General features: G+C 63.6%; 15 protein-coding genes. 4 read left to right on the forward strand and 11 right to left on the reverse strand.

Annotated elements, in window-relative coordinates; translation table 11 throughout:
- Positions 1 to 119: 119 nt before the first annotated feature.
- Positions 120 to 452, forward strand: coding sequence for a DHCW motif cupin fold protein (locus tag RS897_RS01840; protein WP_315834915.1), 333 nt, complete (start codon positions 120 to 122; stop codon positions 450 to 452).
- Between the two features lie 27 nt (positions 453 to 479).
- A complete protein-coding gene (locus RS897_RS01845) occupies positions 480 to 1184 on the forward strand; it encodes a class I SAM-dependent methyltransferase (RefSeq protein WP_315834916.1) in 705 nt (234 codons plus the stop codon).
- Between the two features lie 223 nt (positions 1185 to 1407).
- On the opposite strand, the gene RS897_RS01850 is transcribed toward RS897_RS01845, so the two are convergent.
- The 3 genes from RS897_RS01850 to RS897_RS01860 form a co-directional block, all read right to left on the reverse strand.
- Positions 1408 to 2058, reverse strand: a complete 651-nt coding sequence (locus RS897_RS01850) for an HD domain-containing protein (protein ID WP_315834917.1) — start codon at positions 2056 to 2058, stop codon at positions 1408 to 1410.
- A 26-nt stretch (positions 2059 to 2084) separates the two neighbouring features.
- Positions 2085 to 3587, reverse strand: coding sequence for a flavin-containing monooxygenase (locus RS897_RS01855; protein ID WP_315834918.1), 1503 nt, complete (start codon positions 3585 to 3587; stop codon positions 2085 to 2087).
- Between the two features lie 237 nt (positions 3588 to 3824).
- Complete coding sequence (locus RS897_RS01860; protein WP_315834919.1) at positions 3825 to 4409, reverse strand: DUF2147 domain-containing protein; 585 nt, start codon at positions 4407 to 4409, stop codon at positions 3825 to 3827.
- 208 nt (positions 4410 to 4617) lie between these two features.
- On the opposite strand from RS897_RS01860, the gene RS897_RS01865 reads away from it, so the two are divergent.
- Positions 4618 to 5295, forward strand: a complete 678-nt coding sequence (locus RS897_RS01865) for an HAD family hydrolase (protein ID WP_315834920.1) — start codon at positions 4618 to 4620, stop codon at positions 5293 to 5295.
- Between the two features lie 15 nt (positions 5296 to 5310).
- On the opposite strand, the gene RS897_RS01870 is transcribed toward RS897_RS01865, so the two are convergent.
- The 6 genes from RS897_RS01870 to RS897_RS01895 form a co-directional block, all read right to left on the reverse strand.
- Entirely contained in the window at positions 5311 to 5526 is a 216-nt protein-coding gene (locus tag RS897_RS01870; RefSeq protein ID WP_315834921.1) for a hypothetical protein, read from the reverse strand.
- Between the two features lie 111 nt (positions 5527 to 5637).
- Entirely contained in the window at positions 5638 to 6570 is a 933-nt protein-coding gene (locus RS897_RS01875; RefSeq protein ID WP_315834922.1) for a metallophosphoesterase, read from the reverse strand.
- 262 nt (positions 6571 to 6832) lie between these two features.
- Positions 6833 to 7345, reverse strand: a complete 513-nt coding sequence (locus RS897_RS01880) for a GNAT family N-acetyltransferase (RefSeq protein WP_315834923.1) — start codon at positions 7343 to 7345, stop codon at positions 6833 to 6835.
- An 89-nt stretch (positions 7346 to 7434) separates the two neighbouring features.
- Positions 7435 to 7578 carry a hypothetical protein gene (locus RS897_RS01885; protein WP_315834924.1) on the reverse strand — a complete coding sequence of 48 codons (144 nt, stop codon included), beginning with the start codon at positions 7576 to 7578 and terminating at the stop codon, positions 7435 to 7437.
- Positions 7579 to 7727: 149 nt separating this feature from the next.
- Positions 7728 to 9482: a sulfatase-like hydrolase/transferase gene (locus tag RS897_RS01890; protein ID WP_407654412.1), complete on the reverse strand. Its 1755-nt coding sequence runs from the start codon at positions 9480 to 9482 to the stop codon at positions 7728 to 7730.
- A 159-nt stretch (positions 9483 to 9641) separates the two neighbouring features.
- Positions 9642 to 11048 carry an MFS transporter gene (locus RS897_RS01895; RefSeq protein ID WP_315834925.1) on the reverse strand — a complete coding sequence of 469 codons (1407 nt, stop codon included), beginning with the start codon at positions 11046 to 11048 and terminating at the stop codon, positions 9642 to 9644.
- Positions 11049 to 11128: 80 nt separating this feature from the next.
- Here RS897_RS01895 and RS897_RS01900 point away from each other — a divergent pair, with 80 nt between their 5' ends.
- Positions 11129 to 12049 (forward strand): LysR substrate-binding domain-containing protein, encoded by a 921-nt coding sequence (locus RS897_RS01900; protein WP_315834926.1) that lies wholly within the window; start codon positions 11129 to 11131, stop codon positions 12047 to 12049.
- A gap of 28 nt (positions 12050 to 12077) precedes the next feature.
- On the opposite strand, the gene RS897_RS01905 is transcribed toward RS897_RS01900, so the two are convergent.
- The gene (locus tag RS897_RS01905) at positions 12078 to 13475 is read right to left on the reverse strand and encodes an L-serine ammonia-lyase (RefSeq protein WP_315838949.1); all 1398 of its coding nucleotides are present in this window, start codon (positions 13473 to 13475) and stop codon (positions 12078 to 12080) included.
- 5 nt (positions 13476 to 13480) lie between these two features.
- On the reverse strand, positions 13481 to 14644 hold the full coding sequence (locus tag RS897_RS01910; protein WP_315834927.1) for a M20 aminoacylase family protein: 1164 nt from the start codon (positions 14642 to 14644) through the stop codon (positions 13481 to 13483).
- Positions 14645 to 14663: the final 19 nt, after the last annotated feature.

The following is a 14663-nucleotide window of genomic DNA, read 5'->3' on the forward strand; positions in this document are numbered from 1 at the left end:
GGATATTCAAGACCCGCAAAATCGCCGCGCGTGTTACCCCCAGAAAATTGGCAGAGGTCCATTCGCCCGCCATCGGATATAGTCGAGATCGCGACCCGTGCCCCAGGAAGAGACACCCCATGAAAATCCCGCAGTTGCCTTTTACCGTGACGGACTGGACCTCCGTGCCGCCGACCGAACATCCCGGCGAAACGGGACAGGCGCTGTGGCGCACGCTGAACATCGGCGACCTGCGGGTGCGTTTGGTGGAATATACGCCGGGCTACCTGGCCGATCACTGGTGCGACCGCGGCCACGTGCTCTATGTGCTGGAGGGTGAGCTCGACACCGAATTGAACGACGGACGCCGCTTCAAGCTCACGCCCGGCATGAGTTATCAGGTCTCGGATTTCGGCGATGCCCCGCATCGCTCCTCGACGCGCACCGGCGCGAAGCTGTTCATCGTGGACTGAGTCCATAACAAAACTGCGGGAGGCATCATGACCTCATCGAAGCCGCGCACACCGGTGCTTGCCGAGCAGCGTTTCGCTGCGCGACGACAGGAGTTCACCGGCCTCGATCTCGCCGCGCGGTTCGACCTGATCCACCGGACCAACCTGTGGGGCGCGGAGCAGTCGATATCCGGCCTCGGCTCGGAATTGGCCGCCACCGCAACCCTGCGCCATGAGCTGTCACGGCTGCTGCGCGACCGCAACGTCACAACATTGCTGGACCTGCCCTGCGGCGACTTCACCTGGATGGCGCATACCGACCTCGCCGGCATCCACTATACCGGCGCCGACATTGTTCCCGCGATTGTCGCGGCCAACACCACACACAATGCCATCGATGGCTGGGTGGAATTCCGGCAACTCGACCTGGTCACCGATCCGCTCCCGGTCGCAGACCTGATCCTGTGCCGGGACTGCCTGGTTCATCTGTCGTTCGCGCATATCCAGTGTGCAATCGGCAACATGAAACGGTCCGGCTCACACTGGCTGCTGACCACCACGTTCCTCGATATCGCCAAAAACCGGAATGTCGAGGACGGCGACTGGCGCCCCCTCAACCTGCGCCAGGCGCCGTTCTTCTTCCCCGAGCCCCGGGCGATCATCATCGAGGGCTGCACCGAGGCCGATGGTGATTATGCCGACAAGGCCCTGGGCTTGTGGCGGCTGGCTGAGCTGCCGACCGCTATTGCTTGACAAGCGTAGCTTGAATTTCCAGAGAGCGTGATGAGATAGTTCGCTCAACGTTATCCGTCATCCTGAGGTGCGAGCCCTGCGGTGCGCTTGCACCGCATAGCGAGCCTCGAAGGATGCACGGCCGAGGCATCTAAGGTATGGGCCGTCGCCCTTCGAGGGCCGCGCTACGCACGGCCACCTCAGGGTGACGGATCACATTTACCTAACTCAAATTTCATCTCGCTTAGATCTCGCTCAAAAACGCCTGCAAAAACCGGACAAGACGCGCGTGCCGCTCCTGCGCCAACATGGCCCCCTTCGCGGTCTGGAAACCAGACGCGAGTGTCAACAGCTTGGTCTGGAAATGATCGATCGCGAATTGCCGATCGTCGAGCGGGCGATGCTCTGCTTGCGGATCGAGGGGGTCATAGAGCTGCGAGCGAAGACGGCCGGCGACATAGAAGCAGCGTGCCGCCCCGATCATGCCGATCGCGTCCAGCCTGTCGGCATCCTGCAGAATTTTCGCTTCAAGCGTCTGAGGCACGACGCCTGCCGAGAAGCTGTGGGCCTCGACGGCATGAGCGACAGCAGCAATATCCTGTGGTGACCACCGCCCCGCGACCAGAAGGCCACGCGCCTTCTCGGCTGCCAGCCGTGACGACTGGCCACGCAACGGAGAATCCTTTTCGACCGCAACGCAATCGTGCAGCAGCACCGCGGCTGCCAGCAACCTCAGATCACCGCCTTCGTTCGCCTGGATCGTGCGCGCATTGCTCCACACCCGCAGCAGGTGCGCCACGTCATGGGATCCGTCGTCATGGCCGACGGCATGCGGGAGAAGCCCCTTTGCGAGAGATTCATGAGGCGCGAACGATTGCGCGCACCGCTGCAGCATGTCGGCATTCGGAGACAGGTCTGACATCACGCGTAAACGAATGCTCCGTCATCGAGGTCGATCAAGGGCAACTGGTCCTTCTCGGTCCAGTAATCCTGGCTGTGCTGCCAGTCCGGCTTGTCGCCGCGCTTCGGCAGCAGGTGCATGCCACGCATCATGTAGCCGGGATTGAAATTCTCCGGATCGATCCACGGCAACAGCGGCATGTCGCCGTCCTCCGGGCGCAGCGCCGGCACCACCCGTCGCGCGCCGCGCTGTTTCATGTGATTGAGCAGCCGGCAGACGAAGTCGGCGACAAGATCGGCGCGCAGCGTCCAGCTGGCGCGGAAATAGCCGAACACCCACGCCATGTTAGGCACGCCGGTGAACATCATGCCGCGATAGGTGACGGTGTCGCCGAACTTCAAGGGATCGCCGTCGATGGCAAAGGCGATATCGCCGAGGACATTGAGATTAAAGCCGGTCGCCGCCACGATGATGTCGGCGGCGAGCGTCTTGCCGGACTTCAGCTGGATGCCGCTTTCGGTGAAAGCCTCGATCTCGTCGGTGACGACCGAGGCCTTGCCGGACTTGATACTCTCGAAAAAATCGCCGTCGGGAATAAAAGCGATGCGCTGCCGCCATGGCCGATAGCTTGGCGTGAAATCAGCCAGATTGTCGTGGCCGGGTCCGAGATGCGCCTGCACGCCTGCCAGCAGTTCACGCTTCACCGCCTCCGGCTCGCTGAACGAGCGACGTGTGAACACATCCTGCTCATACAGGATCTTGCGACGCACGATTTCGTGGATCCAGCTTGGATCGACCTGCAGCTCACGCAACGTATCCGCCAGCTCGATGGCGTTGCGGCCAATGCGGAGATAAGTCGGCGAGCGCTGCAGCATGGTGACATGCCGGCAGTCAGCGGCAATCGAGGGAATCAGCGTTGCCGCCGTGGCCCCGGAGCCGATGACCACGACGGTCTTGTCCTTGTAATCGAGATCCCTGGGCCAGGTCTGCGGATGCACCAGCCGGCCCTTGAACGCCTCCATGCCCTTCCATTGCGGCATGTAGCCCTCGGAGTGCCGGTAATAGCCCTGGCACATCCAGAGAAAATTGGTGGTGAAGCGCAGCAACTCACCGGTATCGAGGCGCTTGACCTCGAGCGTCCAGAGATTGTCGGCGCTCGACCAAGACGCCGAGACGATCTGATGCCGGTAGCGGATATGGCGGTCGAGATCGTTGTCTGCGATCACCTCGCCCATGTAGTTGAGAATCTCGGCCGCGGTCGCGATCGGCGTGCCGGTCCACGGCTTGAAGCGATAACCGAAGGTGTAGAGATCGCTGTCGGAACGAATGCCGGGATAACGATGGGTGAGCCAGGTGCCGCCAAAACTCTCCTGGGTCTCGAACACAACAAAGCTGGTTCCCGGACACTGCTGCGTCAGGTGATACGCGCCGCCGATGCCGGAGATGCCGGCGCCGACAATGACGACGTCGATATGTTGGGCGTGCTGCTGTGCTGCCCTGCTGAGCGTTTCTGTCCCGGTCATTGTTTTCATTCTTGTTGTGGATGAATGCACCGGCCTTGCGCGAACAGGACCTCGCATTGTCCACAAAAGTGGATACCAGTTTTGTTCCGCAATCAAGCGCACGGGCGTTTGAAACAGACAGCCGGATTCCATTCGGCGGAAAATGCCGAACGGGATCTACACGCTGATTAACTGATATGTCCCGCGCGACCCGACTTGTATCGGGGCGCGCCTATCGCGTGGAACTGAAGCGATCAGCTATTTTGCGGCCTGAATGACGGCGGCACAAAACTCGGCATTGGGATTGACCGGCGCGGCAGCGGTCTTGGTTCCCGCCTTAGCGGCAGCCGGCGCCGCCGATTGTTTGGCGGGAGCCGCTTTTGGCGCCGCACCCGGCGCGGGCGGCGGTTCGATATACCGCGTCCAGGTCTCACCGCCGCACAGATATCTGAGCACGCAGCCTTTAACCTCCAACTTGGACGCTGAAAGCAGCTGAATGTGAGCACTGTAGGTCTTGCCGTTCTCAGGATTGTAGATGTTGCCTTCCCATTTATCGGGAGTGGCTTGCGCTGGCTTCATGTCGAGCAAGATCGGCATGCCGAGGGTTGGCCGTGATTGCTTTGCCGTATCGGGATTGTGTTCGTCCCGCCCGGGTTCCTTTTCCCACGCAACTGCGCCCCACAGGCGACCGTTACAATCCGCGATCTTGATGCGGGCCAATGCGTGCTCATCAAGCCATTCGCCCTGGGGATCGAGTGCAAATGCGGCCCGCAGCATGAGGATGAGCCAACATCCGACAACAAGAAATCTTTTCATCGGCAATTCCTGATCGATAAATGGCATCCCCACCGCATTGAAACCCGGGCGACCGGGAGATGCAAGCCCGGCAGGGAGCGTTCCGGAGGTACAAATGTGACCCTCCGTCGCTCACATTTGCCGGAATGACATCCATGCGATTCGCAAAACCGCCAATTGCCTGCAAAACCGGTATCCATCCCGGCGAATTCGCGCTAAACGGCGCTTAAGTTGCTAAATATTTCGGCAGGCTTTTGTGGATCAGATCAAGTCACGATTATCGCGGATCAGGGCCGTCATTTTCGACATGGACGGCCTGCTGTTCGACACCGAGCCGCTGATCAAGACGGCGAAACTCGCGGCGATTCGTGCGCTCGGATTCGATTTTTCCGAGACGTCCTACAATGCCATGATCGGGGTGCCCGGCCCCGAATGCGATATGCTGATCCAGACCCATTTCGGTCCCGCGTTTCCGATGGCGGACTATCTCGCCTCCTATCGCGGCGACTGGCAACGGCTGATCGAGAACGGAGCTCCGCTCAAACTCGGGGCTGCCGACATCGTAAGGGAGCTGCATGCCCTGGGAATGCCGATCGGGCTCGCCACCTCATCCGGGCGCGAGAGCGCGGAACATCATCTGAAGACGGCCGGCCTGCGCCCGTATTTCAACACGGTCGTCACCCGCAACGATGTCACGCGTGGCAAGCCGCATCCCGATCTCTACCTCAAAGCAACTCACCAGCTCGGCGTCGCGCCGGAGCTCTGCCTGGCGCTGGAAGATTCCCATAACGGCGTGCGTGCCGCGCATGCGGCGGGCTGCCTGCCGATCATGGTGCCGGATCTGCTCGAGGCCACCGACGAGATGCGCACATTGTGTGTGTCGGTGGCGGGCAATCTGAACGATGTCAGGGCGCTGTTGTCGGTCGCGACTTGAGCCGATTCTCTGGCCTCACGACTCGACAAGCCCTGGCTTGCCTGCCTCGATCACGAACGATTTCGTTGTCGAAACCGGCGCGCCAGGCGTGGAGATCTGTTCGACCACGCGAAAATCCGCCAACCAGCTGTTACGGGTCACCGTGTGGCGGTGATAACCACGCTGATCGCTGATGAATTTCAGATGCGGGTTGTTGGCACGAAGCTTCTCGGCGTTGCTCAGTAACGGCATGGTGCGGCCGGCGGCATCGACATCCGCGCAGGCGGCCTTGATGCCGTCGCCGCAAGGCTAAAACCATCGGGCGCCGGATCGCCCGAAGCCGTGGTCCGTCAGGCCCAGGCCTCACCGTGCCAGATGAATCAGCGTGATCTCGGGCAGGCAATTGATCCGCACCGGTGCGATCGACGTTCCCACTCCTACCGAGGTGTAGCCGGTCATGCCGTGATGGGTCCACAAACCGGAGCCGAGGCGCCGGGGCAGTTTTGAACTCAGCGTGATCGGGACTGAACCCGGCAGGCAGATCTGGCCACCATGGGTGTGACCGCTCAGCATCAGATCGAAGCCGGCGTGCGCCGCCTGACGATAGATTTCCGGCGTGTGCGACAGCAGGATGGAGAACGCCGCCGGCGGGATGTCGATCGCGGTCTTCTCGATGTTGTCGACCCGATAGAAGTGCGCGTCATCGATCCCCGCGAGATGGATGACATCGCCGCCGCGCCGGATCGGCTCGCATTCATTGAGCAGCATGCGGATGCCCATCGCTTCGAGCGCCGGCACCATGCGGATGCTGTCGTGATTGCCGAGCACGCCATAGACCGGCCCCTGCAAGGCAGGCCTCAGCCGCCGGACGCCTTCCATCGAAGCCTCGATCGGCCCGCGGGTGGCGCCCCGGTAATCACCCGTCAGCACGCAGAGATCGTAGCTGAGGCCGGGCAGAATCTCGGCCAGCCGGCGCAGCGCGCCTTCGCTGTAGTCGACATGAAGATCGCTGATGTGCAGCAGGGTGAAACCGTCGAACGCCGCCGGCAGGTTTTCGAAACGCAGGTGCTGATGACGGACCTGGATGCGCTGGGCGTTGCGCCGGCCGCGCCAATACAGCCCCGTCAGCTTGAGGGCGGCACGGATCAATCCATGCGCCGACGTCCAGTTCTCGATGTGGAAGAACGTCAAACCCTGGCCGAAGATCTGCGCCTCGTGATCCATCTCGATGCCAAGCCGCTGACGGGCGTGAAAATGCCCCAGGCGTCGCTCGAGACTGCTGACGACATCGTCCATGACGACCAATCCACGTGACCGGGGAGCGCCGTGCGCGACACGGCAAGCTCGCACGGGAGAATACCTCAGGTCGCACGCGGGCCAAAATTTGGGAAGGTGGGCGGGACCGTCGGCGTATTCGCGCGACGGCCCCTGGCTCGCAACAAAAATGGGGGGTCGCTAGCGAGGCTTGGGGTCTCCTGCGACATTGCGAGATGAATCAGTGTTAGCAAATCCCGCAAAATCCGCACTTTGATTTGGATTTTAACCTAACCGTTCAACCTTACCAAAGCGGTATCCGGTGCCAGAGCGTTTCCCTGGTCGCCATGTCGTGAAACTGCGCATGCCGATCGAGCATGCCCCGAAGATCCGGTCCGATGTTGTCGTCCGGCATCGGTGAAAACCCATGCTTGCGGAACCATGGCCCGTTCCAGGGCGGACGCTTGAACGTGGCCAGCGTAACCGCCGGACAGCCCGCCTCCCGCGCACTTGCGGTCGACGCCTGCAGCAGTTCGGCACCGATGCCGCGTCCGCCGACATCCGGCAAAACAGCAATGTTGGCGAGATACGCCAGACCATCGAACGGCTGGTTCAGTGTGAAGCCCACAGGCCGCCCGGCTTGCTCGGCGACGATAACCCAGCCGGTCGCGAACCGCTCGGCGGCCATCGGCGCGGCCTGCGCCGGCACGGAGAAACCTGGCAGCGTTCCATAGCGCGACCGCGCTGCGTGATCGATGGCCTGAAAGATCTCGATTTCGTCGGGCCTGCCAGAGCGCAGGATGATTCGCTCACTCATGTCAGCCCATTCAGCCAAACAATCTGGGCGATCCGACCGAATCTCTCGTCACCGAAAGCAAGCCCGCCTCGGAAAGATCTCGCCTCGCGCTACGACTTCTTCGTGAATGGGTTGGCCGTTGCGGCACCCTTGCCTTGCGATAGCTTGTAGGCGGATCCACCGCCCTTGGGCTGATTCTTGTCCGCCTTCGGCTTCTTGGCTTCTTTGTTGCTCTTCATTTGACCTTTAGCCATGACATCCTCCCGTAAGCGACTCTGTCCATGCGGCCGGTCGCGACAACCGTAGCTGCGCGCCACCCTGCGCGTTCTCGACGGCAATAGCGACTCATTTCATGGTCGGAGCGAAGTGCGGCCTCACCGCAAACGGGCAGCTCCCTTGCGCGTTACAGCGACTTGATGAAGCCCGCATCGATCAGCAGACGGTTGAAGCGCCGCGCTTCCGCGCCGTCCTTGCAGGCGTAGAACAGCCCCTTGCAGCGGAGCATGATCTTCTTCTGCTCCTCGAAGCTCGGGTCGAGCGGCAGGCCGGCGGCATCCTGGATCACCAGCGGCAGATAGGCGCCGTCGATCGTCTCCATCGCGGTCGGGCTCACCGCCGGTTTGAAGTTGATGGCGTCGATCGCATAGTAGGTGGCGTAGTAGCGCGGATCATACGCCATCAGCTTCTTGCCGATATCGGTCTCGCTCAATTTCGGGTCGAGCAGTTGCGGCGAGAATTCCGGCTGATGGTCGCCGTACCGCACGATCAGGAACGGCTCGTTGGGGAACTGCTTCTTGAGGCCGGCGACGAACGCGCCGTAGTCCCTGACGCTCATGGTCTGGCGCCGCAGGTATTCGTCGACCGAAGGCGCATTGCCCGGTGCACGCCAATCCGGCATCAGATCGGGGCGGAATTTGATCTCCCAGGGGAAATGGTTGGCGGCGAGATAGACGAACATGAAGACCGGTTGTGTTCCCTTCTCTCCCTTCTCCTGGGCCAGCAGGTTGACCGCCTTGTCATAGAAAAAACTGTCGGGCTCGACGCCCTTGGCGCCGAGCGCGCGGGCGTCATAGAAATTCTGCACACCGGTCGTGGTCTGGAAATTGCGCGCGCTCATGAAGGCGCCGAACGCCGGATAGAGCGAGATGGTGGAATAACCGCAGCGGCGCAACGCCAGCGGCAGCCCGCGCTCGACCCGGCCCGACGCGATCCGGGTCACGAAATAGGAAAACCGCCCGAACGAGCGCGACGACAATCCCGCCAGCACATTGTATTCGGTGAACCAGCTGGGGCCACCGTTGCTCTCGGCCAGGAACTTGCGCGCCTTGCCGTCGTAGGACACGAAATGGCTGCCGTAGCCCGCCGGCACCTTGACGCCCGATGCGGAGCGGATGTCGAAGCTGGATTCATCATGGACCATGATGATGTTCGGCCGCCGCCCCACCGGATTGCAGGCGTCCACCAGCGGCAGCTTCAGGCGTTCCGCCACCACCGCGTCGGATTCCATGAAGCCGTAATTGGCAAAATCAAACACGGCGGTGACGCCGGAGCGCGCGAACTTCGAGACATAACCGTCATCGTAATAGCCGCGCCAGGCTTCGTCCGGCCAGGTCTTCGCGATCCCGACCAGCACCGCGAGGCATCCCAGCGCAAACGCCACTGCCGGCAGCCGGCGGAAACGAAACGGATCGAGCCACCACAGCGCGTACATCAGCGGCACGGTGACCAGCGCGGCGCCGATCGCCGACCAGCGCAGGTCCGGGAAGATGGTGAACAGGAAAGCGATGGTGTCGCGATCGATCACCATCAGGTCGACGAAATTCGCGGTCATCTGCACGACGTCGTGCTTGAGCCGCGACAGCAGGATCAGGATCACCACCAGGGTCAGCGACAGCGCGCCGGAGAGCGCCGGACGGCGCAACGCCGCGATGAAGCTGAAGTTCAGGATGCCCCAGGCCAGCAGGAAGGCGAGCCGGGACATCATGTCGGTTTCGGTCTGCAGCATCACGGCAAATGCAGCGAGATGCGGCGAGGCCACCGCCAGGCGGCGCCAGATCCCGTAGGACGCAATGACCGCAACCGCCGCGGAGCCGCCGCCCGGAAGACCCCCGTTCGGAAGATTCGGATTGGGCAGACCTGGGTTCGGCGTCGGCGCCATGAAGGAACGCAAAACCACCCGGCGCAGGTGAGGCCTCACACTGGCGGGAGCCAGAAGGCGAACGGCGGAGCCGGTGACTGCTGCCGTGTCATAAAATCGTAATTGAACTGTCGCACAGGTGCAACTTGGTCTTTGGCCGCAAGCGGTGACGCCAAGCGTTCAACGGCGGTTCAGGACGTAGCAGGCGACCGCGGCAGTCAGGGTCACCAGGGCCGCGCCCCAGAAAGCCAGCGCGAACCCGGCCGCCCCGCCCCCGGCCTGCAGCAGGAACCCCAGCAGCGCGATACCCAGGCTGAATCCGAGCTGGCGCAAGGTGACGCAAATCGCCGCCGCCATCGCCGCCCGGCCACCGGGCACGGCGCCGATGGCCGCCGCCGAGGTCTGCGACTGGATCAGCGCGGCTCCCGTGCCGCTGCACAGCAAAGCGACAATGACCGGCCAATCGCCGAACCTCGTCGGCCCGGCCCAGACGGCTGCCGCCAGCACGCAATCGGCCACGCCGATGATCATCAGCCCCATCGGAAAGAAGACACCCGCCGGCAAACGCGCCGCCAGCACCGCCCCGAGGCGCGGCAGCAGCAGCATCGGCACGGTCAGCACGGTGAGAAGCCAACCGGCCTCCACCGGGTGCAAGCCCATGACGTCGCGTGCGAACTGCGGCACGTAGATCAGCAGCGACCAGTAGCCGACCGACGTCGCCACCGGCGTGATGCACATGGCGAGAAACTCCGGCGACCTCAACAAGCTGAGGTCGATCGCGGGGTACGCATGACGGCGTTCGACCCGCACAAAAGCGACAAGGCTGACAAGCGAGATTGCGAGCAGCCCGACCACGGCCGGCGAGAGCCAGCCGAACGATCGACCGTCGAGCAGGACGAACGCAAGGCTGCCGATCGCGAGCGCGAGCAGCGCGCATCCCAACCCATCGATCGCTCGCTCGCCAGCGCCTGGATCGGCCGATTCCGCCACGCGTTTGAACGTCAGTGCCAGAACGACCGCGCACAACGGCACGTTCAACCAGAAAATCCAGCGCCAGCCGATTGTCGACGCGATCAGGGCGCCGAGCGGCGGCCCGGCCACCATCGCGGCACCGATCACGGTGCCGGCAATGCTGAAGGCGCGCGCCCGGTCCGGCCCGTGATAGGCCGCAGCCAGCAGCGCCAGCGACGCGGTGGTGAAGCAGGCGCCGCTGATCCCCTGCAATGCGCGACACAGCAGCAGGATCGCAAATGACGGCGCCAGAGCGCACAATACGGAGGCCATGGCAAACAGGGCCGTGCCAAGCGCAAACAGCCGCCGGCGCCCGAAGCGATCGGCGAGTGTGCCGGAAGCCGGCAGCGAGAACACCAGCGCAAGGCTGTAGATGTCGATCACCCAGGCCGACGAGGCTTCGGCCGTGCCAAGATCCGCTCCGACATCGGCGAGCGTCGCCGCCAGCGCCGTGAGATCGAACTGAAACAGCGCGCCGCTAATGCAGACGGCCCACAGGGTGACCGTGGCATCGGTCATCCGTGACGCAGGTTTGATCGTCGGCGGCAGATCGGAACGTGTCGTATCCAAGGTCATGACCGCATCTTACGATATCGGACCGGCGCGAGAGGAATGATGCTTCTTCTAAGCTCCATGAATTGATATCATGGCTCGTCATGCCCCGACGTTTGCCCCCCTTCCAGCCCCTGCTCGCCTTCGACGCCGTGGTCCGCCATCGCTCCTTTACCCGCGCAGCGGCGGAGCTCGGCGTCACGCAAAGCGCCATCAGCCATCAGGTGCGCCGTCTTGAACAGCATTTCGGGGTGACGCTGCTGGAGCGACAGAATCCCGGCCTTGATTTGACCGCGGAAGGCCGCGCGCTCTTGCCCGAACTCGCGGCATCGCTCGACGCGCTCGGTGCGCTCGACGCCCATGTCCGGCGCGCCGCCCGGCAGCGCACCTTGCGTATCAGTGCCAGCACCGCGCTGTGCAACTGGTGGCTGATCCGCCGGTTGCCGCGTTTTACGGCGCAACATCCATCGATCGCGCTCGAGTTCGTGCCGCGTGAAGCAGCCCCCACGACCGACAAACCGGTCGATCTGCGCATTTCATGGGTGCTCGCCAATGAGGCGCGCCGCACCACCACGCAGACGCCGCTGTTTCGCGAGCAGGTATTTCCGGTCTGCACGCCGGCGCTGCGTCCGGCCCTCTCGTCACCGGAGGCACTGCTATTGCTGCCGCTGATTCACAAGGATGCGGACCAGACCAGCGAATGGAGCTGGGACACCTGGTTTCGCCGCCTCGGCCTCAAGCGCGCGGCAGCAACAGGTGGCGGTATCCGTCTCGGTGAAATCGGCCTGTGCCTGGCGGCTGCAGCGGAGGGCACAGGCGTTGCGCTCGGACGCTCGCTGCTGGTCAGCGACGCCATCGCCGACGGCCGGCTCGCGCGGCTGTTTCCGGACGGGCCGGTGATGGAGTCGCGCAAGATCTATGTCGCCCGCTGGCCCGCGGAGTTATCCGCGGACAAGGATGCCCAGTCGTTCGTGCGATGGCTGGCCGAGGAAGCGGAACGAACCTGTGGTGCGGCTGTCGCCTGACATCAGTCGACACAGATGACCGTGCGTCTCAGCACTCGACCACATTCACAGCGAGACCGCCGAGCGAGGTCTCCTTGTATTTGGATTTCATGTCCTCGCCGGTCTGCATCATGGTGCGGATCACGGTATCCAGCGACACGTAGTGGTGGCCGTCGCCGCGCAGCGCCAAACGCGCGGCGTTGATGGCCTTCACCGCGCCCATCGCATTGCGCTCGATGCAGGGGATCTGCACCAGGCCGCCAACCGGATCGCAGGTCAGGCCGAGATTGTGCTCCATGCCGATCTCGGCGGCGTTCTCGACCTGGGCGACCGAACCGCCGAGCACGGCGGCCAGCGCGCCGGCCGCCATGGAACAGGCCACGCCGACTTCGCCCTGGCAACCGACCTCGGCGCCGGAGATCGACGCATTGGTCTTGTAGAGCACACCGATCGCGGCAGCCGTGAGCAGGAAATCGACCACGCCATCGTCCGACGCGTCGGGCACGAACTTGCGATAGTAGTGCAGCACGGCGGGAATGATGCCGGCCGCGCCATTGGTCGGCGCCGTCACCACCCGCCCGCCGGCGGCATTCTCCTCGTTGACCGCCATGGCGAATGCGTTGACCCAGTCCATTGCCGCCAGCGGATCGATGGCCTCGACATTGTCGCCGCGCGCCAGCAGTTCGCGATACAGCGCCGGTGCCCGGCGGCGGACGTGCAGGCCTCCCGGCAAGCGCGCCTCGGCACCGGCATTGTCGATGCCGAAGCCGCGCTGCACGCACGCCTGCATCACCTGCCAGATCCGCAGCAGACCGGCGCGCACCTCAGCCTCCGGCCGCCAGACACACTCATTGGCCAGCATCAGGCCGGCGACCGATAGGCCGCTGGCCTTGGCCTGCGCCATCAGTTCGTCGCCATTGCGGAACGGATGCGGCCAGACCAGAGCGCCGGCTCCTCCAGCGACGCCAGCGGGATCAGTGCCGGCCTCGATGATAAAACCGCCGCCCACGGAAAAATAACTGCGCTCAGCCAGCGAACCGCCATCAGCCGCAAGCGCCACAAAGCGCATGGCGTTGGGATGTTCCGGCAGCGACCGGTCGCCGCAAAACGCGATATCGCGCACCCGCACAAATTCGACCGGGTGGCGCCCGAGCAACGGCAACTGCTCCGTGCGTCGCAGGGTTTCAATCCGTTCGCGCGCAGTTGTCGGATCGACGGTGTCAGGCGCTTCGCCACACAGCCCGAGGATCACGCCGAGATCGGTGGCATGGCCGCGGCCGGTCAGGCCGAGCGATCCGAACAGCTCGGTCTGCACCCGCACAGTGCGCGGCAGCAGCCCATCGCGATCGAGCAGGCGCACAAACGCCAGCGCTGCCCGCATCGGCCCCACGGTGTGCGAACTGGACGGGCCGATGCCGATCTTGAAGATATCGAAGGTTGACAGCATCACCTTTAGGTAAGCTGCTGCTTCACCAGTGCAACCCAGTAGGCGGCGCCAATTGGCAGAATGGCGTCGTTGAAGTCGTAATAGGGATTGTGCAGCGGCGGATCGTTGTCGCCCTCACCCGCGCCGACCTGGATGTAGGCGCCGGGGCGCTTTTGCAGCATGAAGGAAAAATCTTCCGAGCCCATCACCGGCTTGATGTCGGTGTCCACCTCGGCCTCGCCCACCAGGCTCGCCGCCGCCGCGACCGCGGCCTCGGTCTCGGTTGCCGTGTTGATGACACCGGGATAACGCCGCATGTAGCTGAAATCGATGGTGGCGCCGTGGATCTGCGCCATGCCGGCGCAGATCTGCCGCATCGCCGCCTCGATACGGTCCTGGATCGCGCCGTCCAGCGTGCGCACCGTGCCGCGCAGCACCACGCTCTCCGGCACCACGTTCCAGGTGTCGCCGCCATGGATCTGCGTCACGCTGACGACGCCCGCATCCATCGCGCCGATGCGCCGGCTGACGATGCCCTGCAGCGCGTTGACGAGCTGGGCGGAGATCACGATGGAATCGATGCCGCTCTCGGGCGACGCCGCATGGCAGCCGCGGCCGGTGATGACGATCTCGAACACATCGAAGAACGCCATCATGATGCCGGGCTTGATGGCGAACTTGCCGCGCGGGATCTGCGGGATGTTGTGCATGCCGTAAACCGCGTCAGCCGGGAATTTGTCGAACAGCCCCTCTTCCACCATGCGCCGGCCGCCGCCCTCATTTTCTTCCGCGGGCTGAAACACGAACTGCACGGTGCCGCGGAACAGCTTGTGGCGCACCAGATGCGCCGCCGCGCCAAGCAGCATGGCGGTGTGGCCGTCATGGCCGCAGGCGTGCATCTTGCCGGGAGTCTGCGACTTGTAAGCGGGATTGCCGAGCTCCTGGATATGAAGCGCGTCGATGTCGGCGCGCAGCGCGATGCTCGGCCCGGGGCCGTTCGCCAGCGTCGCGACCACGCCGGTGCCGGCAAGGCCGCGATGCACCGGCAAATCCATCGCACCCAGCGCGTCGGCGATCACCTGCGCGGTGCGGTGTTCCTCGAAGGCGGTCTCGGGATGAGCGTGGATATCGTGGCGCCAGGCCACCATGCGGCTGCGGATATCGTCGGCGATCTCGATCGGGAGGGACATGGAGCGATCCATTGGTTGA

It is taken from the genome of Bradyrhizobium prioriisuperbiae, from assembly GCF_032397745.1.
Classification (GTDB): domain Bacteria; phylum Pseudomonadota; class Alphaproteobacteria; order Rhizobiales; family Xanthobacteraceae; genus Bradyrhizobium_A; species Bradyrhizobium_A prioriisuperbiae.

What these genes read in the sequence shown, in the direction of transcription:
- RS897_RS01850 (WP_315834917.1), bottom strand. Translation starts at nt 2,058, where the DNA reads ATGCTGCAGCGGTGCGCGCAATCGTTCGCGCCTCATGAATCTCTCGCA.
- RS897_RS01875 (WP_315834922.1), bottom strand. Translation starts at nt 6,570, where the DNA reads ATGGACGATGTCGTCAGCAGTCTCGAGCGACGCCTGGGGCATTTTCAC.
- RS897_RS01890 (WP_407654412.1), bottom strand. Translation starts at nt 9,482, where the DNA reads ATGGCGCCGACGCCGAACCCAGGTCTGCCCAATCCGAATCTTCCGAAC.
- RS897_RS01855 (WP_315834918.1), bottom strand. Translation starts at nt 3,587, where the DNA reads ATGACCGGGACAGAAACGCTCAGCAGGGCAGCACAGCAGCACGCCCAA.
- RS897_RS01880 (WP_315834923.1), bottom strand. Translation starts at nt 7,345, where the DNA reads ATGAGTGAGCGAATCATCCTGCGCTCTGGCAGGCCCGACGAAATCGAG.
- RS897_RS01870 (WP_315834921.1), bottom strand. Translation starts at nt 5,526, where the DNA reads ATGCCGTTACTGAGCAACGCCGAGAAGCTTCGTGCCAACAACCCGCAT.
- RS897_RS01840 (WP_315834915.1), top strand. Translation starts at nt 120, where the DNA reads ATGAAAATCCCGCAGTTGCCTTTTACCGTGACGGACTGGACCTCCGTG.
- RS897_RS01905 (WP_315838949.1), bottom strand. Translation starts at nt 13,475, where the DNA reads ATGCTGTCAACCTTCGATATCTTCAAGATCGGCATCGGCCCGTCCAGT.
- RS897_RS01910 (WP_315834927.1), bottom strand. Translation starts at nt 14,644, where the DNA reads ATGTCCCTCCCGATCGAGATCGCCGACGATATCCGCAGCCGCATGGTG.
- RS897_RS01845 (WP_315834916.1), top strand. Translation starts at nt 480, where the DNA reads ATGACCTCATCGAAGCCGCGCACACCGGTGCTTGCCGAGCAGCGTTTC.
- RS897_RS01860 (WP_315834919.1), bottom strand. Translation starts at nt 4,409, where the DNA reads ATGCCATTTATCGATCAGGAATTGCCGATGAAAAGATTTCTTGTTGTC.
- RS897_RS01900 (WP_315834926.1), top strand. Translation starts at nt 11,129, where the DNA reads ATGCCCCGACGTTTGCCCCCCTTCCAGCCCCTGCTCGCCTTCGACGCC.
- RS897_RS01895 (WP_315834925.1), bottom strand. Translation starts at nt 11,048, where the DNA reads ATGACCTTGGATACGACACGTTCCGATCTGCCGCCGACGATCAAACCT.
- RS897_RS01885 (WP_315834924.1), bottom strand. Translation starts at nt 7,578, where the DNA reads ATGGCTAAAGGTCAAATGAAGAGCAACAAAGAAGCCAAGAAGCCGAAG.